Origin of the sequence: Streptomyces sp. SID13666 (genome assembly GCF_010548325.1) — a bacterium.
In the GTDB taxonomy this organism is placed as follows: Bacteria; Actinomycetota; Actinomycetes; order Streptomycetales; family Streptomycetaceae; genus Actinacidiphila; species Actinacidiphila fildesensis.
In genome coordinates, this window is sequence record NZ_JAAGLX010000040.1 from 59,336 (window position 1) to 76,819 (window position 17,484).

15 protein-coding genes, 1 tRNA gene and 1 pseudogene are annotated in these 17,484 nt (G+C 71.4%); 4 read left to right on the forward strand and 13 right to left on the reverse strand.

What is annotated here, in order from left to right; translation table 11 throughout:
• Nucleotides 1–93: 93 nt before the first annotated feature.
• From G3I60_RS34455 to pgsA, 7 genes are all read right to left on the reverse strand, one after another.
• Nucleotides 94–846, reverse strand: coding sequence for a YebC/PmpR family DNA-binding transcriptional regulator (locus G3I60_RS34455; RefSeq protein WP_138352640.1), 753 nt, complete (start codon nucleotides 844–846; stop codon nucleotides 94–96).
• Nucleotides 847–906: 60 nt separating this feature from the next.
• Nucleotides 907–1,503: a pyridoxal 5'-phosphate synthase glutaminase subunit PdxT gene (gene pdxT, locus G3I60_RS34460; protein ID WP_343241778.1), complete on the reverse strand. Its 597-nt coding sequence runs from the start codon at nucleotides 1,501–1,503 to the stop codon at nucleotides 907–909.
• Between the two features lie 7 nt (nucleotides 1,504–1,510).
• Nucleotides 1,511–2,422 carry a pyridoxal 5'-phosphate synthase lyase subunit PdxS gene (pdxS, locus tag G3I60_RS34465; protein WP_138352642.1) on the reverse strand — a complete coding sequence of 304 codons (912 nt, stop codon included), beginning with the start codon at nucleotides 2,420–2,422 and terminating at the stop codon, nucleotides 1,511–1,513.
• An 82-nt stretch (nucleotides 2,423–2,504) separates the two neighbouring features.
• Entirely contained in the window at nucleotides 2,505–3,062 is a 558-nt protein-coding gene (locus G3I60_RS34470; RefSeq protein ID WP_138352643.1) for a LemA family protein, read from the reverse strand.
• Nucleotides 3,063–3,084: 22 nt separating this feature from the next.
• Entirely contained in the window at nucleotides 3,085–4,290 is a 1,206-nt protein-coding gene (locus tag G3I60_RS34475; protein ID WP_164296874.1) for a glycosyltransferase family 4 protein, read from the reverse strand.
• The gene (locus G3I60_RS34480) at nucleotides 4,287–5,204 is read right to left on the reverse strand and encodes a phosphatidylinositol mannoside acyltransferase (RefSeq protein ID WP_164296876.1); all 918 of its coding nucleotides are present in this window, start codon (nucleotides 5,202–5,204) and stop codon (nucleotides 4,287–4,289) included. Before G3I60_RS34480 ends, G3I60_RS34475 begins: the two co-directional genes overlap by 4 nt.
• On the reverse strand, nucleotides 5,201–5,872 hold the full coding sequence (gene pgsA / locus G3I60_RS34485; protein ID WP_138352646.1) for a phosphatidylinositol phosphate synthase: 672 nt from the start codon (nucleotides 5,870–5,872) through the stop codon (nucleotides 5,201–5,203). Before pgsA ends, G3I60_RS34480 begins: the two co-directional genes overlap by 4 nt.
• Before the next feature lie 282 nt (nucleotides 5,873–6,154).
• Between pgsA and G3I60_RS34490 the strand changes: the two genes are divergently transcribed.
• Complete coding sequence (locus tag G3I60_RS34490; protein WP_164608131.1) at nucleotides 6,155–8,386, forward strand: elongation factor G-like protein EF-G2; 2,232 nt, start codon at nucleotides 6,155–6,157, stop codon at nucleotides 8,384–8,386.
• A 160-nt stretch (nucleotides 8,387–8,546) separates the two neighbouring features.
• Nucleotides 8,547–10,196: a hypothetical protein gene (locus tag G3I60_RS34495; RefSeq protein WP_138352648.1), complete on the forward strand. Its 1,650-nt coding sequence runs from the start codon at nucleotides 8,547–8,549 to the stop codon at nucleotides 10,194–10,196.
• Nucleotides 10,197–10,366: 170 nt separating this feature from the next.
• Here G3I60_RS34495 and G3I60_RS34500 read toward each other — a convergent pair whose 3' ends face one another.
• From G3I60_RS34500 to G3I60_RS34515, 4 genes are all read right to left on the reverse strand, one after another.
• Complete coding sequence (locus G3I60_RS34500) at nucleotides 10,367–10,924, reverse strand: HIT domain-containing protein (protein ID WP_138352649.1); 558 nt, start codon at nucleotides 10,922–10,924, stop codon at nucleotides 10,367–10,369.
• A 110-nt stretch (nucleotides 10,925–11,034) separates the two neighbouring features.
• A complete protein-coding gene (thrS, locus tag G3I60_RS34505; protein ID WP_138352650.1) occupies nucleotides 11,035–13,014 on the reverse strand; it encodes a threonine--tRNA ligase in 1,980 nt (659 codons plus the stop codon).
• Nucleotides 13,015–13,137: 123 nt separating this feature from the next.
• Entirely contained in the window at nucleotides 13,138–14,391 is a 1,254-nt protein-coding gene (locus tag G3I60_RS34510; protein ID WP_164296878.1) for a hypothetical protein, read from the reverse strand.
• Nucleotides 14,391–14,957, reverse strand: a complete 567-nt coding sequence (locus G3I60_RS34515) for a DUF4365 domain-containing protein (protein WP_138352652.1) — start codon at nucleotides 14,955–14,957, stop codon at nucleotides 14,391–14,393. Before G3I60_RS34515 ends, G3I60_RS34510 begins: the two co-directional genes overlap by 1 nt.
• A 178-nt stretch (nucleotides 14,958–15,135) precedes the next feature.
• On the opposite strand from G3I60_RS34515, the gene G3I60_RS34520 reads away from it, so the two are divergent.
• Nucleotides 15,136–15,885 carry an exonuclease domain-containing protein gene (locus G3I60_RS34520; RefSeq protein ID WP_164296880.1) on the forward strand — a complete coding sequence of 250 codons (750 nt, stop codon included), beginning with the start codon at nucleotides 15,136–15,138 and terminating at the stop codon, nucleotides 15,883–15,885.
• Nucleotides 15,886–15,958: 73 nt separating this feature from the next.
• Here G3I60_RS34520 and G3I60_RS34525 read toward each other — a convergent pair.
• Both G3I60_RS34525 and G3I60_RS34530 read right to left on the reverse strand, forming a co-directional pair.
• Nucleotides 15,959–16,030 (reverse strand) — tRNA-Val (locus tag G3I60_RS34525).
• 38 nt (nucleotides 16,031–16,068) lie between these two features.
• Complete coding sequence (locus tag G3I60_RS34530) at nucleotides 16,069–16,533, reverse strand: SRPBCC family protein (RefSeq protein ID WP_164296882.1); 465 nt, start codon at nucleotides 16,531–16,533, stop codon at nucleotides 16,069–16,071.
• 142 nt (nucleotides 16,534–16,675) lie between these two features.
• Between G3I60_RS34530 and G3I60_RS34535 the strand changes: the two are divergent.
• Nucleotides 16,676–17,484, forward strand: a pseudogene (locus tag G3I60_RS34535) (hypothetical protein); the annotation flags it as partial.

Below are 17,484 nucleotides of genomic sequence, written 5' to 3' on the forward strand. Positions count from 1 at the left end.
TCCTGCAGGTTAGCCGTTCCCACCGACAACGCCGCCAACGCCGACGGGCCGGCGGGATGTGTCCCGCCGGCCCGTGGTGCTGACAACGCGGAATCAGGCGTCGACCTGCTCCATGACCTCGTCGCTCACGTCGAAGTTGGCGAAGACGTTCTGCACGTCGTCGCTGTCCTCCAGCGCGTCGATCAGCTTGAAGATCTTGCGGGCGCCGTCCTCGTCGAGCTCCACCTGCATGGTGGGGACGAAGTTGGCGTCGGCCGAGTCGTAGTCGATGCCCGCGTCCTGGAGCGCGGTACGGACCGCGACCATGTCGGTGGCCTCGCTGATGACCTCGAAGGACTCGCCGAGGTCGTTGACCTCTTCGGCCCCGGCGTCCAGCACGGCGCCCAGCACGTCGTCCTCGGAGAGTTCACCCTTGGGGACGATGACGACGCCCTTGCGGTTGAACAGGTACGAGACCGAGCCCGGGTCCGCCATGGCGCCGCCGTTGCGGGTCATCGCGACCCGGACGTCGGAGGCCGCGCGGTTGCGGTTGTCGGTGAGGCACTCGATGAGCACCGCGACACCGTTCGGCCCGTAGCCCTCGTACATGATCGTCTGGTAGTCGGCGCCGCCGGCTTCCAGACCGGCACCGCGCTTGACCGCGCTGTCGATGTTCTTGTTCGGGACCGAGCTCTTCTTCGCCTTCTGGATGGCGTCGTAAAGGGTCGGGTTACCGGAGACGTCACCGCCACCCATGCGCGCCGCCACCTCGATGTTCTTGATCATCTTGGCGAACAGCTTGCCGCGCTTGGCGTCAACCACGGCCTTCTTGTGCTTGGTGGTAGCCCATTTAGAGTGGCCGGACATCGCCAGCTCCTTACAACGTCGCCAGTAGAAATGAACAGAAGAGATCCTACCGGGGTCGGGCTAGCCCGCGGTGCGCACCATGTCGACGAAGAGCTCGTGAACCCGGTGGTCGCCGGTCAGCTCGGGGTGGAACGAGGTGGCCAGCAGGTTTCCGGAGCGTACGGCGACCACGGTGCCGTCCTCGAGCCGGGCCAGTACCTCGGTCCGCTCGCCGGTCGACTCGACCCACGGGGCGCGGATGAAGACGCCCTCGACCGGGCCGCCGCCGATGCCGGTGATCTCCACGCCCGCTTCGAAGGACTCGTTCTGCCGCCCGAAGGCGTTGCGGCGCACGATCATGTCGATGCCGCCGATGGTCTCCTGGTCGTCCCGGCCGTCCAGGATCTTGTCGGCGAGCATGATCATGCCCGCGCAGGACCCGTAGGCCGGCATGCCGGCCGCGACCCGCTCGCGCAGCGGCTCCAGCATGCCGAAGATGACCGCCAGCTTGGACATCGTGGTGGACTCGCCGCCGGGGATGACCAGGCCGTCGATCCCGGCGAGCTCGGCCGGCCGGCGCACAGGCACGGCCTGTGCGCCGGCGGCGGTGAGCGCCGCGAGGTGTTCGCGTACATCGCCCTGCAGGGCCAGTACGCCGATGGTGGGTATGGCGCTCACGGTCCGGTTACCAGCCGCGGTTGGCGTAGCGCTCGGACTCGGGGAGGGTGTCGCAGTTGATGCCGACCATGGCCTCGCCCAGACCGCGCGAGACATCCGCGATGACCTTGGGGTCGTCGTAGAAGGTGGTGGCCTTCACGATGGCGGCGGCGCGCTGCGCCGGGTCGCCGGACTTGAAGATGCCGGAGCCGACGAAGACACCCTCGGCGCCGAGCTGCATCATCAGGGCGGCGTCCGCCGGGGTGGCCACACCGCCGGCGCTGAAGAGCACGACGGGCAGCTTGCCGAGGCCCGCGACCTCCTTGACCAGCTCGTACGGGGCCTGGAGGTTCTTGGCGGCGACGAACAGCTCGGTCTCGTCCAGGGTGCCGAGGCGGCGGATGTCGGTGCGGATCTGGCGCATGTGGCGCACGGCCTCGACGACGTTGCCGGTGCCGGCCTCACCCTTGGAGCGGATCATGGCCGCGCCCTCGGCGATCCGGCGCAGGGCCTCGCCCAGGTTGGTCGCGCCGCAGACGAAGGGGGTGGTGAAGGCCCACTTGTCGCTGTGGTTGACCTCGTCGGCCGGGGTCAGGACTTCGGACTCGTCGATGTAGTCGACACCGAGCGCCTGCAGGACCTGGGCCTCGACGAAGTGGCCGATACGGGACTTCGCCATGACGGGGATGGACACCGCGTTGATGATGCCGTCGATCATGTCCGGGTCGGACATACGGGCCACGCCGCCGTCCTTGCGGATGTCGGCGGGCACCCGCTCCAGGGCCATGACCGCGACGGCGCCGGCGTCCTCGGCGATCTTCGCCTGCTCGGCGTTGACGACGTCCATGATCACGCCGCCCTTGAGCTGCTCGGCCATACCGCGCTTGACGCGCGCGGTGCCGGTCTCGGGGTTCTGGGCGGTGGCGGGGGTGGTGGACACGGTATGACCTCACTCGATGACGAATGGTGCGTTGTACCCATCCTGAACCGGTCCACCTGGCCGGAAAAGGGCCAATCCGGGGTCAGTGGCCTGCCGCGCCGTCCGCTGTGAACGCCATCGGTGGCTCGTCGTCCATCTCGAAGGCCAGCGGGAAGGGCGCGTGGCCGGCCAGCCGGAACCAGCGCACGACCCGGTGCCTGCGCACCGCCCGCGCCGCCCGGACCGCGTCGTTGTGGAAGCGGCGGGCCATCGGCACCCGGCGTACGGCCTGGGTCAGTTCGCCGACGGTCTCCTCGCCGCCGGGCGCGGCCAGCACCGCCTCGACGGCGTCCGGTTCGGCGAAGACCGCGCGCAGCGCCTGGCTCAACTCGCTCTCGGCCACCTCTCGGTGCTCGTCCTCGGCCTGCCGGGCGGCGTGCGCGGACTGGTAGAGGACGATGGACGCCGCCGGGTCCAGCACCCCGGACGTCGCGAGCTCCTGGGCCACCGAGGCGCGGCGCAGCAGCTGCGCGTCCAGGGCGGCACGGGCGGCGTCGATACGGGCGTGCAGCCGGTCAAGGCGGCCCGCGGTCCAGCTCAGGTACAGGCCGATGGCAACGACAGCCACCGCGACCCAGATGAAGGTGGTCACGGGCGGCAAGGCTACCGTCGCGCCGGGTACTTCAGTCCCGGGCGAGCCCCAGGCGGGCGCGCAGGCCGACGCGTTCGTCGGTGGCGACGGCGGTGGCGCCCTCCGTCACCGTCTCGTAGACGGACAGGATGTCGGCGCCGACCGTGCTCCAGTCGAAGCGGCGGACGTGCCTGCTGCCCAGTTCCCGCAGCTCCGCGAGGCGCTCGGGGTCGCCGAGCAGCCGCACCGCGGCGGCCGCGAGCGCGTCGGCGTTCTCGACGGGGAACAGTTCGCCCGCCGCACCGCCGTCCAGGACCTGGCGGAAGGCGTCCAGATCGCTGGCGAGCACCGGGGCGCCGGCCGACATCGCCTCGACGAGGATGATGCCGAAGCTCTCGCCGCCGGTGTTGGGGGCCACGTACAGGTCGACGCTGCGCAGCAGCCGGGCCTTGTCCCGGTCGCTGACCATGCCGAGGAACTCCACCTGGCCGCGCAGGTGTTCCGGCAGGGCCTCGACGGCTTCCTTCTCGTCACCCTTTCCGGCGACCAGCAGCCGGGTGTCCGGGCGTTCGGCGATGATCTTCGGCAGGGCCCGCATCAGGGCGGGCAGGCCCTTGCGCGGCTCGTCGATCCGGCCGATGAACCCGATCGTCCCGCCCGGCCGCGGCACGCCGTCCAGGGCCGTGCTGCGCGCCCCTTCCGACTGCCACTTCGGCTCGGCCTCGGCGGTGGCGAAGAAGTCGACGTCCACGCCGTTGGGGATGACCACCGCGTCGCCGCCGAGGTGCTCCACCAGGGTGCGCCGGGCGTACTCGCTCACCGCGATGCGCGCGCGGATCTTCTCCAGCGCGGGCTGCAGGATGGGATAGGCGGCGATCATGGCCCGCGAGCGCGGGTTGGAGGTGTGGAAGGTCGCGACGATCGGCCCCTGGGCCGCCCAGCAGGCCAGCAGGCCGAGGGACGGCGAGGTCGGTTCGTGGATGTGGATGACGTCGAAGCCGCCGTCGTGCAGCCAGCGGCGCACCCGCGCGGCGGACAGGAAGCCGAAGTTGAGCCGGGCCACCGAGCCGTTGTACGGCACGGGGACGGCGCGGCCCGCGGAGACCACGTACGGCGGGAGCGGCGTCTCGTCGTCGGCGGGCGCGAGCACGGAGACCTCGTGGCCGAGCTTGATCAGGTGCTCCGCGAGGTCGCGGATGTGGAACTGGACGCCGCCGGGGACGTCCCAGGAGTACGGGCAGACGATCCCGATCCTCAAAGTTTCTCCGTTCCGGAACTGTTCGGACGCGCTTCGAGATCGGCGAGCCACAGCCGTTGGAGCATGTGCCAGTCCTGGGGGTGCTCGGCGATCCCGGAGGCGTAGGCGTCGGCGAGGTCCTGGGTCATGACCGCGGCCTTCTCGGCCCGTTCCCCGAGCTCGGGGACCTCGACCGGCGGGTGGATCCGGCCCCGCATGATCGTCGAGTCGTCGTACCAGAGGGTGACCGGCAGCAGCAGCGCGCCGGTCTGCTGCGCGAGCATCGCGGGGCCGGCGGGCATCCGGGTGGCCTCGCCGAAGAACTTCACCTCGATGCCCGAGGCGGACAGGTCGCGGTCGGCGACGAGGCAGACCAGGCCGCCCGCGCGCAGCCGGCGGGCGAGGGTGCCGAAGGCGGAGCCGCCGGTGTGCGGCAGTACCTCCATGCCGAGTCCCTCGCGGTAGGCCACGAACCGGTCGTACAGCGTCTCGGGCTTGAGACGTTCCGCGACGGTGGTGAACGGGACGCCGATCTTGGTGGTCACCCAGGCGCCGGCCAGGTCGTAGTTGCCCATGTGCGGCAGCGCCAGGATGACGCCCTTCCCGGCGGCCAGGCCGTCCTTCAGGATGTGCGCGTCCTGGATGTCGACGCCGGTGCGGAAGCGGTCCCGGTCCCAGGAGGGCATCCGGAAGGACTCCATCCAGTACCGCAGGTAGGAGCGCATTCCGGCCCGGGACAGCTCGCGCAGCCGAGCCTCGTCCGCGTCCGGCACGACACGGGCGAGGTTGGACTCCAGCCGGAGCACTCCCTTGCCGCGCCGCCGCCAGACCAGGTCGGCGATCTTCCGGCCGAGGGCGTTCGCCACCGGTTCCGGCAGCTTCTTCACCGCACTCCAGCCCAGGCCGTAGAGGCCGTCGATCAACCGGTCCTTCACGCGGCGCCGCCCCCGTTCGCACCGGCGACGGCGTCCGCCGCGTCGGCCTCCGCCGCCTCTCGGCGCACGGTGACGACCCGCTGGATCAGGGTCACCAGGCTGCCCGCGGCGACGACCCACAGCGCGATCGGCAGAAGCCACTCGATATAGGGAACGCCGAACTTGTGCAGCCCGGCGAGACCGCACAGGACGAGGGTGATGACGAGCCGCTCGGCGCGCTCCACCAGCCCGTTGACGTTCACCGGCAGGCCGATGGCCTCACCGCGGGCCTTGGTGTAGGACACCACCTGGCCGCTGGCGAGGCAGAAGATCGTCACCGCGCAGAGCACGAGGTCGTCACCGCCCCCGGCGTACCAGAGCGCGAGCCCGCCGAAGACCGCCGAGTCGGCGACCCGGTCGAGGGTGGAGTCGAGGAAGGCGCCCCATCGGCTGGACACCCCGGACTGCCGCGCCATGTTCCCGTCGACCAGGTCCGAGAAGACGAACAGGGTGATGACGACGGTGCCCCAGAAGAACTCGCCCATGGGGTAGAAGACCAGCGCACCCGCCATCACTCCCCCGGTGCCGATGAGGGTCACCGCGTCGGGGGTGACCCCGATGCGCAGCAGGAACGAGGCGAACGGCGTGAGAACACGCGTGAAGAATGCACGCGCGTACTTGTTCAGCATGGCCTTCCCGGATGGATCGGTGGATGTCGGCTGGCCCGGTCGGCCACTGGACGGCCCATCGTAGCCAGCCCTCGTCGTCCGTATGCGGGAGGCACCCGCCGGTACCCTGGGGACGTACGACGTATGGACGCACCGTGACCGCCGTGGGAAGGTCGGATAACCGCGGGCGTCGCCGGAAACCCTCCCTTTGTACCCCGTCCCGGGGCACCTCCGGTGCGGTCTCCCGTGACGTTGCGCGTTTGTGCCCCTGCAGAGGGCGCGGTCCCCCATGCAGTGACGGACATGGAGGCGAGACCCGTGGGTGGAGCAGCCGACAGGAGAGACGTACATCCAGGAGCCGCCGGAAGGGCACCGGCGGCCGGCCGGCCCGAGAAGGTGCGCAATGTGGTGCTGGTCGGCCACAGCGGAGCGGGCAAGACCACACTCGTCGAGGCCCTGGCGCTGGCAACCGGCGCGGTGAACCGGGCAGGGCGGGTGGAGGACGGCGGATCGATCTCCGATCATGACGAGATCGAGCAGCGGCAGCAGCGGTCGGTGCAGCTGTCACTCGTGCCGGTTCTCTGGGGCGATATCAAGATAAATCTGCTGGACACTCCCGGATACGCCGACTTCGTCGGGGAGTTGAGGGCCGGTCTGCGAGCAGCGGACGCGGCCCTCTTCGTCGTTTCGGCGGCGCAGGACGCCTCGGGCGTGGGCGGCGCGACCCGGTTGGTGTGGGACGAGTGCGCGGCGGTCGGGATGCCGCGGGCCGTGGTGGTGACGCATCTGGAGGCGGCCCGGTCCGACTTCGACGAGATGACGGCGCTGTGCGCCCGGGTCCTCGGCGACGACTCCCCCGAGTCGGTGCTGCCGCTGTACCTGCCGCTGCACGGCGAGCAGGGCCCGGACGGGCACGCCCCGGTCACCGGGCTGATCGGGCTGCTGTCGCAGCGGGTCTTCGACTACTCGACGGGCGAGCGGACCGAGCGGGCCCCCGAGCCCGGGGAGGTGCCGCTGATCGAGGAGGCCCGCAACCGGCTCATCGAGGGGATCATCGCCGAGAGCGAGGACGAGACCCTGATGGACCGCTACCTCAGCGGCGAGGAACTGGACCTCAAGACCCTCACCGAGGACCTGGAACGGGCGGTCGCCCGCGGCACGTTCCACCCGGTGCTCGCCGCCGCCTCCGCCGCCGCCGGCGCCCGGCAGGGGCTCGGCACCCTGGAGCTGCTGGAACTGATCACCGGCGGCTTCCCGACCCCGCTGGAGCGCGAGGCGCCACCGGTGAGCGCCCTGCAGGGTGGCCCGTGCCCGCCGCTGACCTGCGATCCCGACGGGCCGCTCGCCGCCGAGGTGGTGAAGACCTCCTCCGACCCGTACGTCGGGCGGATCAGCCTGGTGCGGGTCTTCTCCGGGACGCTGCGGCCGGACGAGACGGTCCATGTCTCGGGGCACGGCATGGAGGACCGCGGGCACGCGGACCATGACGTGGACGAGCGGGTGGGCGCGCTGTCCTCGCCCTTCGGCAAGCAGCAGCGCGGGGTGGCGAGCTGTGTCGCGGGCGATCTGGCCTGCGTCGCCAAACTGACCCGCGCCGAGACCGGCGACACCCTCTCGGCCAAGGACCGGCCGCTGCTCATGGAGCCGTGGGTGATGCCCGACCCGCTGCTCCCGGTGGCCATCCAGGCGCACAGCAAGGCCGACGAGGACAAGCTCTCACAGGGTCTGGCGCGGCTGGTCGCCGAGGATCCCACGATGCGTCTCGAGCAGAACCCGGACACCCGGCAGGTGGTCCTGTGGTGCCTGGGCGAGGCGCATGCCGATGTCGCGCTGGAACGGCTGCGCAGCCGCTACGGGGTCCAGGTGGACGCCGTGCAGCACCGGGTGTCGCTGCGCGAGACGTTCGGTGAGCAGGCCACCGCGCGCGGCCGGCACGTCAAACAGTCCGGCGGGCACGGCCAGTTCGCGATCTGCGAGATCCAGGTCGATCCGCTGCCGGCCGGCTCCGGCATCGAGTTCGTCGACAAGGTGATCGGCGGCGCGGTACCGCGGCAGTTCATCCCGTCGGTGGAGAAGGGCGTCCGCGCGCAGGCCGCCCGGGGTGTGGCCCTCGGCCACCCGGTGGTGGACATCCGGGTCACCCTCACCGACGGCAAGGCGCACTCGGTGGACTCCTCCGACGCCGCGTTCCAGACCGCCGGCGCGCTCGCCATGCGGGAGGCGGCCGCCGGGGCCAGGATCGACCTGCTGGAACCGGTCGTCGAGGTCGGGGTGCTGGTCTCCGACGACTACGTCGGTTCGGTGATGAGCGATCTTTCCGGACGGCGCGGCCGGGTCCTGGGCAACGAACCGGCCGGTCCTGGCCGCACCCTGGTGCGGGCCGAGGTGCCGGAGATCGAGATCGGCCGGTACGCCGTCGACCTGCGGTCCCTGTCGCACGGCACCGGCCGCTTCAGCCGCGCGTACGCCCGCCACGAGCCGATGCCCCCGCCGCTCGCGGCCAAGCTCAGGGAACAGGCGGATTCCGCCAAGTAACGCCGCAGGAAGGCCGGTCGGCGGTCCGTGTGCACCCCGCGCGGACCGCCGCGCCGATACTGTGGGCATTGCTCCAGAAGTGTGACGGCCCCGCTCGCGGGGAATGGGCCGGTGGAGCCGTTGTGCCCGCGGGGTCGTGTGGGGGAATGAGGGGGCGGTAGTGGCAGACGGCAAGGGGTTCGACTTCAGCCCCGGGGCGCAGGTCCCGCTGATCGGTACGGAGGGCGGCACCGCCGCGACCCAGGCCCTGTCGTCCGCGGCCTATCGGGACTCCCCGGTCGAGGACCTCAGGAAGGCCAACGAGGACGCGGTCTTCACCCCTCCCCGGCTCTCGCTCTTCGAGCCCAACCTCGGTGAGGCGTTCGCCCGTTCCGTCCAGGTGCGGATGCTCGGCGCGGCGCGCGGCGAACTCGTGCAGTCCTTCGGTGCCGAACCGCAGTCCGTCGTCGAGCACTGCCTCGCCGCGAACCGGATCCGGCAGGAGCGCGACAACCGGCTGACGATCGTGATGGCCGTCTTCGGGCTGCTGTTCCTGCCCGGGGTGCTGATCTGGCTCGGCGCGTTCCAGCTGCGCAGGTCGCTGGCGAAGGCGCAGGACTCGAAGGCGGGCCCGCTGGGCGCGGTGATCCTGCTGATCGTCGTCGCGTTCGCCGCCCTGCTCATCATCAAGCCGCCGCTGACCGGGTTCTGGCGCCAGTACCTGCGCGTCATGATGCTCGTACCGGTGCTGGGCTGGTTCTGGGCCAAGCGCATCTGCGAGCAGACCGCGAAGGACCTGCGCGAGCGCTGGGCCGGCCTGGTCTCCGGCACCGGCGTCGGCGCCAAGATCCCCGAGGCCGTACCGCGCAACCCGAACCAGACCCGGGCGGAGACGCTGCGGCAGAGCCTGGCGAAGCTCTCCGCCGAGCAGAACAGCAACGTGGTCTTCTATGCGGGCCCCAAGGGAATACTGGGCATGGGCACCCGCTGGGGCAGCTGGCAGATGGCCGAGGAGCTGGTGCCACGCGACGGCCTCGCCGAGATCCACCCCTTCCGCAGCTGGGACGTCATCCGCGCCATCCACGACAAACTGCGGATGCTGGAGCGCGGCCCGCTGCACACCGGAGGCTTCCCCAAGGCGTCGATACGGCACTGGGTCGTCGCCCCGACCGGGGAGAACGCCAAGGCCATCTCCCGGCCCACCGGCGCCGAGGTCGAGGCGTTCACCGTCAAGGACTTCGAGATCCAGCGGATCTGCAACAACCAGCAGTTCGGCAAGGGCAACCGGCACTACCTCGGCATCCAGTTCGTCCTGTGGGACGGCCAGTTGGTGATAACGCTGATGGTCACGGTGACCGTGCTGGCGCAGACCCTGCGGGTCGAGGTGACGGGCCACGCGCTGGGCCCCGTGCACCCGATCTTCACGGCACCGCCGGCGCCCAACTCCAAGACCGTCTCGCACCCGGTCAAGTTCTGGGAGACCCACACGGTGCAGCTGCCGCTGATCCACCCCGGCGAGGTGGTCCGGCTGGCGGCCCGCGCGCCGCTCACCCGGTTCCCCAGCGTGCTGGACCACCTCGGCGGCACGCTCGCACTGCCCGAGCCGTTCGGCCTCCGGCACACCTGGGCGGACAAGCCGTGGAAGCACCGCTTCATGGCCGACGACGCGCTGCGCGCCGCGACCCCGGTGCTGCGCGCGGTGCACGCCGCGGCGATCCACGTCATGAAGGAGAACGGCGTCGACACCTCGCACTTCACCAACCGCTCGCTGATGCTGAGCGGCCTGGTCCAGGGCGCGGAACCCCGCAAGGCGGACGCGTACGACGCGTAAAGCCTGTCCGGCGGATCATGGGCACACCGGACGTAAGGGGGCCGGGGCCGCAGGGGCAGGGGTCCGAAATGCTGCCGAGCTATTTGTGGGCCGCCAGGCCCGTAAATAGTCGATTTCGGACCCCTGCCCCGGAGGTCCCGGCCCCCGACCCACGACGCACCCGGCAGGGACTAGTGCGGCCAGACGTCCGCGAGCATCTTGCGGGTGTCTGCCAGCAGTTGCGGCAGGACCCGGGTGTGCCCGATGACCGGCATGAAGTTGGTGTCGCCGCCCCAGCGCGGCACCACGTGCTGGTGCAGATGCGCGGCGATCCCCGCGCCCGCCGCCCCGCCCTGGTTCATGCCGATGTTGAAGCCGTGCGCCCCGGAGGCGGTGCGCAGCGCCGTCATCGCGCGCTTGGTCAGCCCGGCCAGCTCGGCGGTCTCCGCCAGATCCAGCTCGGTGTAGTCCGCGACGTGCCGGTAGGGGACCACCATCAGGTGGCCGCCGTTGTACGGGTAGAGGTTGAGCACCGCGTAGACGTGCTCGCCCCGCGCGACGATCAGGCCGTCCTCGTCGGATTTGGACGGGATCGAGCAGAACGGACATCCGTCGCCGGCCTCCGGGCCGGTCGGCTTGTTCTCACCCTGGATGTACGCCATACGGTGCGGGGTCCACAGGCGCTGGAACGCGTCCTGCGTACCCACTCCGATCTGCTGCTCCGGCTCACTCGTCATGCCGATCAGCATAGGACTTCCGGGTCCCGCCACGTGGCGCAGGGGCGGTTCCCACGGCAACGCGCAGGCCCCTGGGGTGCGAGTCGCTCGCGCCCCAGGGGCCCGCGGTCGTACGCCGTGTGTCAGACCTGGACGCGGTCCTCGACGGCCTTGGCGATCTCGGCGACGGCCTCGTCGACCGGCACGCCGTTCTTCTGGGTGCCGTCGCGGTAGCGGAAGGAGACCGCGCCGGCCTCCATGTCCTCGTCACCCGCGATGATCATGAAGGGCACCTTGGCCTTCTGGGCGTTGCGGATCTTCTTCTGCATGCGGTCCGAGGAGGCGTCCACGTCGACCCGCAGCCCGAGGGCCTTCGCCTTGGCGGCGAACTCCTGCAGGTACGGGACGTGCGCGTCACCGATCGGGATGCAGGTCGCCTGCACCGGCGCCAGCCAGGCCGGGAAGGCACCCGCGTAGTGCTCAAGGAGCACCGCGAAGAACCGCTCGATCGAGCCGAAGAGCGCACGGTGGATCATCACCGGACGCTGCTTGGAACCGTCGCCGGAGGTGTACTCCAGGTTGAAGCGCTCCGGCAGGTTGAAGTCGACCTGGATGGTCGACATCTGCCAGGTCCGGCCGATGGCGTCGCGTGCCTGGACGGAGATCTTCGGGCCGTAGAAGGCGGCGCCGCCCGGGTCCATGACCAGTTCGAGGCCCTGCTTCTCCGCGGCCTTGCGCAGCGTCTCGGTGGCCTCGTCCCAGTTCTCGTCCGACCCGATGAACTTCTCCGGGTCCTTGGTCGAGAGCTCGAGGTAGAAGTCCTCCAGGCCGTAGTCGCGCAGCAGGTTCAGCACGAAGGTGAGGGTCGAGTCGAGCTCGTCCGCCATTTGCTCCTTGGTGCAGTAGATGTGCGCGTCGTCCTGGGTGAAGCCGCGGGCGCGGGTGAGGCCGTGCACGACACCGGACTTCTCGTACCGGTACACGGTGCCGAACTCGAAGAGCCGCAGGGGCAGTTCACGGTAGGACCGGCCCCGGGCGTCGAAGATCAGGTTGTGCATCGGGCAGTTCATGGGCTTGAGGTAGTAGTCGGTGCCCTCGTCGAGCTGCATGGGCGGGTACATGCCGTCCGCGTACCAGTCCAGGTGCCCGCTCTTCTCGAAGAGCGCGCCCTTGGTGGCGTGCGGGGTGTAGACGAACTCGTACCCCTCCTGCTCGTGCCGCTTGCGCGAGTAGTCCTCCATGACCCGGCGGATGACGCCGCCGCGCGGGTGGAAGACGGCCAGGCCGGACCCGATCTCCTCGGGGATCGAGAAGAGGTCCAGCTCGGAGCCGAGCTTGCGGTGGTCGCGCTTCTCGGCCTCGGCGAGGAACTCCAGGTACGCCTTCAGCTCGTCCTTCGACGGCCACGCGGTGCCGTAGATGCGCTGCAGCTGCTTGTTCTTCTCGCTGCCGCGCCAGTACGCGGCGGCGCTGCGCATCAGCTTGAAGGCGGGGATGAGCCGGGTGCTGGGCAGGTGCGGGCCCCGGCAGAGGTCCTTCCAGCACAGCTCGCCGGTGCGGCTGTCGATGTTGTCGTAGATGGTCAGCTCGCCCGCGCCGACCTCGACGTTCGCGCCGTCGTCGGAGGAGGCGGAGCCCTTGAGGCCGATCAGCTCCAGCTTGTACGGCTCGGCCGCCAGTTCCTCGCGGGCGTCGTCGTCGCTCACCACGCGGCGCGAGAAGCGCTGGCCACGCTTCTGGATCTCCTGCATCTTCTTCTCGATGCTCTTGAGGTCCTCCGGGGTGAAGGGGGTCTCGACGTCGAAGTCGTAGTAGAAGCCGTCCTTGATGGGCGGGCCGATACCGAGCTTCGCCGACGGGAACAGCTCCTGCACGGCCTGGGCCATGACATGCGCGGCGGAGTGCCGCAGGATGTTCAGCCCGTCCTCGCTGGTCAGGGGGACGGCTTCGACCTCGTCGCCGTCGGCGACCGGGTACGCCAGGTCCTTCAGCGCGCCGGCGACGCGCGCGGCGACGATGCTGCGGTCGCCGTCGAAGAGCTCTCCGGCGGTCGTCCCGGTCGTGACCACCCGCTCTTCCCGCTCAACGGAATCGCGAATGATGATCACACGGACGTCTGACACCGGTTCTCTCCCATGACTCAATACCGCACGGCGGCGGATGCCGCACGGGTGAATCGTACCGAGCCCGGCGGGTCCGCCGCGAAGTGATGGGGGGCGGTGAGCGACCGAGAGGCCGTTCCCGCGTCAGGAGTCTCCGCCGCAGGCGTCCTCGAAGGTGTCGACGCCGCCGTGCAGCGACTTCAGCAGCCGGTCCCGTTCGGTCTCGTCCACCTGGACCGGGGTGACGCCGACGGCCTCGGTGAGCCGGCGGAAGCCGCCGCGGCTCTCCAGCCGTCCGCTGACCCGGATCGGCAGTCCGACCAGGTGGGCGTGGGCGGCGATACGGTACTCCGCCTCGTCCAGCCGGACCCGGACCTGGCGGACGTCGGCGCCGGCGAGGACCCGGAGCCGGACCGAGCCGCCGCCGGACGGGGTGGGCCGGCGCAGCCGGACGACGGTGCCCGTCACCCGGACCGGGACCGACGGTTCGCGGCGCAGATAGCGGGCGCTCGCCGCCTCCAGGGCCGGCAGGTCACCGGGCGAGAACTCCACCGGCTCGGGACGGCTCGCGAAGCCGCCGGGCGGACCGGCCGCCGGTGACCAGGCGAGCGCCACCTCCATGCCCTCGGTGCCGCGCACCAGCCGGACCAGCGCCTCGGCCAACTCATGGCAGACGCCGAGGTCGACCGCGGCGTCGAACGCCTCCATCCCGCCGGTGGCGCGCTGGAGGTCCACCGCGTCCCGGGCCGCCTGCAGCGCGCGCAGCAGCGTCGAGGTCGCCGGCCGGCCCTCGGGGACGGGGGCGTACGCGGTGAGCAGATGGCCGCCGGTCACCGGCCCGACCAGGACCTGTTCCAGGAAGCCCGCGGCATGCGGCCCGTGCCGCTCGCCGAAGTACCCGGCGGTCTGCCGGGCGGCGCGCGCGGCGGCCAGCAGCATCGCCCGGGCGCCGGCCCGCAGCTGCTCGGCGGTGGTCCACGGCACCGCGTCGCCGATCCGCGGCACCTCGCGCCGCCAGCGGATCTCGTCGCCGGGGACGGTGAGGGCGAGCAGCACCTCGCGGGCGGACGGGGCGGCGGAGCGGGCGAGTGCGGTGAGGGCCTCATGGAGCAGGTCGGTGTGGTCCGCGTAGCCCGGGTCCGTGGTCCGGCCGCGGCGCGGACGGCCCTCGGGGACGAGCAGGCTGGTGCCGGTGCCGTTCCCCGTCGGCCGGCCGGCGTCCGCCCCCGCGTCCTGGAGCCGGACGGCGCTGCCGGGCGGGGTCCAGCGGCTGTAGCGGCCGGGGGCGCCGCCGCGCCGCTCCCAGCCGTGCCGGACGAGCAGCGCGGTCAGTACCGCGGGGTCGACCCGCTCGGGGTCGGGCAGAACGGGCTCATCGGTGTCGGTGGGCCGGTGCATCACGGTCTTCCTCCCGCCCCGACCCGCGCCATGATCTGGCACAGCGCACGGTCGTCGAAGATCCGCGCGGTCGGTATCCGCACTGTGGTCTTGCGCTTGCCCGTCACGGCGACGCCGGCCAGGTTCGTCCAGTAGCAGCAGTGCCGCAGTTCCAGCCGGTCGTGCCCGGCCGCCAGCCACTCGTCCTGCGTGCGCGGCACGAGCATCACCACCAGGATCTTGTGCACCGACGCCGGGGTCCTGGCCAGTTTCACCAGGTGCTCGTTCTCCAGCGTGAAGCCGAAGGTCGGCCCCGCCGGATGCGGGGCGACCTGGTAGGTGCACTTGAGCTGCACCTTTATCGTCACCTCGTCGTCGACGGCGTGCGCGCGCGAACTGTGGCTGAGATGCCAGTCGATGCCGTTGTCCGGGAAGGGCTGGGCGAGCGAGCAGCCGGCCGCCGCCGCGACCGCGTGCAAATACCCCACCTGCAGGGTCTCCATGCAACTGGTGGTGGCGAGCCCTCCCCTGAGCGGTGTGGCCCGCTCGGCCGTCGGCTCGCCCGGGGCGGGCTGCGTGAGCGCCATCGCTCTTCCGTGCCTTCCGAGCCGTGCGTTGTCAGTGCGTATCCGTCACCTGTGTCTTCTCCACCAGCGGAGGGTCGCAAACAGTTGCGGTTCAGTGACCACGAGTTACGGGTACATACCGCTCAGGGCGGCAGATCTGACCGCCCGTCAACCTCCCCGACATCCTTGGGAGTACCCCATGCCTCGCTGGTACGACGGACCACTGGCCTCCTTCGACACCGAGACCACCGGCGTGGACGTGGAGCACGACCGCATAGTCTCCGGGGCCCTCGTGGAGCAGGACGCACCCGGCGCCGAACCCCGTGTCCTGCGCTGGCTGGTGGACCCGGGTGTGCCCGTGCCGGAGGGCGCGCGAGCCATACACGGACTCAGTGACGCCTTCCTGCGGCGGCACGGCCGCCGGCCGGGTCCGGTCGTCGAGGAGATGGCGCAGGCGCTCGCCGGCCGGGCGGCCCGGTCGGTGCCGCTAGTGGTGATGAACGCACCGTTCGACCTCACGCTGCTGGACCGGGAGTTGAAACGGCACCGCGGCGGAACGCTGCACGGCCGGCTGGACGGGGCGGCGCTGTGCGTCCTGGACCCCCGAGTGCTCGACAAGGCGCTGGACCGCTACCGCAAGGGCCGGCGCACCCTCACCGACCTGTGCGCGCATTACGGCGTCGAGCTGGCGGACGCGCATGACGCCGCGGCGGACGCGACGGCGTCCCTCGAGCTGGCCCGGGCGATAGGCCGCCGCTTCGCGGAGCGGCTCGCCGAGCTCGGCCCCGCCGAGCTGCACGAACGCCAGACGGCCTGGCACGCGGGCCAAGCCCGCGGCCTGCAGGCCTACTTCGCCAGGAACGGTACGCCGGAACGCTGCGACCCGTCCTGGCCGCTGCGGCCCGCGCCGATGATCCCCGCACAGCGCGCACGGCCCCCGGCCGCCTGAGCGCCAGGACCCGCGCGGCGCCCGTCACGCACGAAACCGGCCGGTCCATGAGGACCGGCCGGTTTCCCTGCTGTGGGCGATACTGGGATCGAACCAGTGACCCCTTCGGTGTGAACGAAGTGCTCTCCCGCTGAGCTAATCGCCCGGGACGTCCCGAACAATACAGGGCGCGGGCCCGTCCGTTCAAACGCCATTCCCGGCCGGGCCGGCCACGAGCCGGTCCCGCAGCCCCCGCCGCCCCTGGCGCATCATCAGCGCGTGGTTGGCCCGGAAGAACGGCCGGCACGGCACCGCGAGGCGCCGCATCAGGGGCTTGCGGACGACCACGTCCTCCTCGAAGAGCAGCCGCGTGCCGCCGCCGTCGGCCGTCACCGTCCAGCGGACCCAGCCCTCCAGGTCCCCGGTCATGGTCACCTCCAGCACTCCGGCGGCGTCGTCGTGGCGCAACTCGCGCGCGTCGACGACCAGGTCGTACGGGAGCACGGAACGGAACCGGAGGGTGCCGGTGGTCTCGCTGGTGCGCCGCACCTCGCGCACCTGCCGCCACCACGACGGGTACTCGTCGGGACGTTCCAGAACGGCGTAGACGGCATCGGGGCGGGCGCCGAGACGCCAGGTGGTGCGGAAGCGGTAACGGCTCCAGTCCATGGAAGCCAGTGTGGGTACTCAGGCACGTTCTGAGTACCGGCCCGGATGACGGATCTCGTGGTCCACGCCACACTCCATCGGTATGGAGCCCCTACCGCCACCCGCCCAATGCCCGGCCTGCGGAACGTTTCCGCACCCGGCGATGCCCGTACCGGTGTGCCCGCGCTGCGCGCTGCCGCTCACCGGGGAGATCGCCGCGGAGCTACGGGCGGTCGGGACCGCGCTCGCCGCGGTCGACGCGGAACGCGGCCGTCTCCTGGGCCGCCGGGCCCAGTTGCTCGCCGCGGCGCGCCCGGTGGCCTACCCACCGCCGCCGCCCGGCTGGGGCCCGCGCCCCGGTCCGGCCGCGGGTCCCTTCGCGGTTCCGTTCGCGCGTCCCGTCGCGGGTCCCGTCCGTGAGACGTCACCGCCGAGCGCGCAGACTCTGCTGCTCTCCCTCGGCGGCGCCCTGCTCGCCGTCGCGGTGACCGCCTTCACCGTCGTCAACTGGGGACAGCTCGGCATCGGCGGCCGGTCCGCGGTCCTGGGCGCGCTGACCCTCACCGCGCTCGCCGTTCCCGCGCTCCTGCTGCGCCGTGCGCTGTCGGCCACCGCCGAGGTGATCGCCTGCCTCGGGCTGGTCCTGCTGCTGCTCGACGCGTACGCCGTGCGGCGGGTGAGCGCGGAGCTCGGCGAGATCCACGCGCTGGTGTACACCGCCGGGTGCCTCGCCGTCGTGAGCGCCCTCTGGGCGGGCTACGACCTGCTGCTGCGCGGCCGGCTCGTGCTGCCCGCGCCCGTCGCGCTGGTCCTCGCCCAACTGCCGCTGCCGCTGTGGGCGTGGGCGCACAGCTCCGTGCGCGGTTTCGCCGCCGCCGTGCTCCTCGCCGCCGCGTCGGACGCAGCCCTCGCCGTATCGGCACCGGGCCGCCGGCTGCCGCGCGGCCTGCGGACGACCGGCGCCGTGGCCGG

Bases quoted from the DNA above. Each gene is read 5' to 3' on its own strand.
- G3I60_RS34455 (WP_138352640.1), bottom strand. From the start codon at position 846: ATGTCCGGCCACTCTAAATGGGCTACCACCAAGCACAAGAAGGCCGTG.
- pgsA (WP_138352646.1), bottom strand. From the start codon at position 5,872: ATGCTGAACAAGTACGCGCGTGCATTCTTCACGCGTGTTCTCACGCCG.
- G3I60_RS34490 (WP_164608131.1), top strand. From the start codon at position 6,155: ATGGAGGCGAGACCCGTGGGTGGAGCAGCCGACAGGAGAGACGTACAT.
- G3I60_RS34500 (WP_138352649.1), bottom strand. From the start codon at position 10,924: ATGCTGATCGGCATGACGAGTGAGCCGGAGCAGCAGATCGGAGTGGGT.
- G3I60_RS34510 (WP_164296878.1), bottom strand. From the start codon at position 14,391: ATGCACCGGCCCACCGACACCGATGAGCCCGTTCTGCCCGACCCCGAG.
- G3I60_RS34515 (WP_138352652.1), bottom strand. From the start codon at position 14,957: ATGGCGCTCACGCAGCCCGCCCCGGGCGAGCCGACGGCCGAGCGGGCC.
- G3I60_RS34520 (WP_164296880.1), top strand. From the start codon at position 15,136: ATGCCTCGCTGGTACGACGGACCACTGGCCTCCTTCGACACCGAGACC.
- G3I60_RS34530 (WP_164296882.1), bottom strand. From the start codon at position 16,533: ATGGACTGGAGCCGTTACCGCTTCCGCACCACCTGGCGTCTCGGCGCC.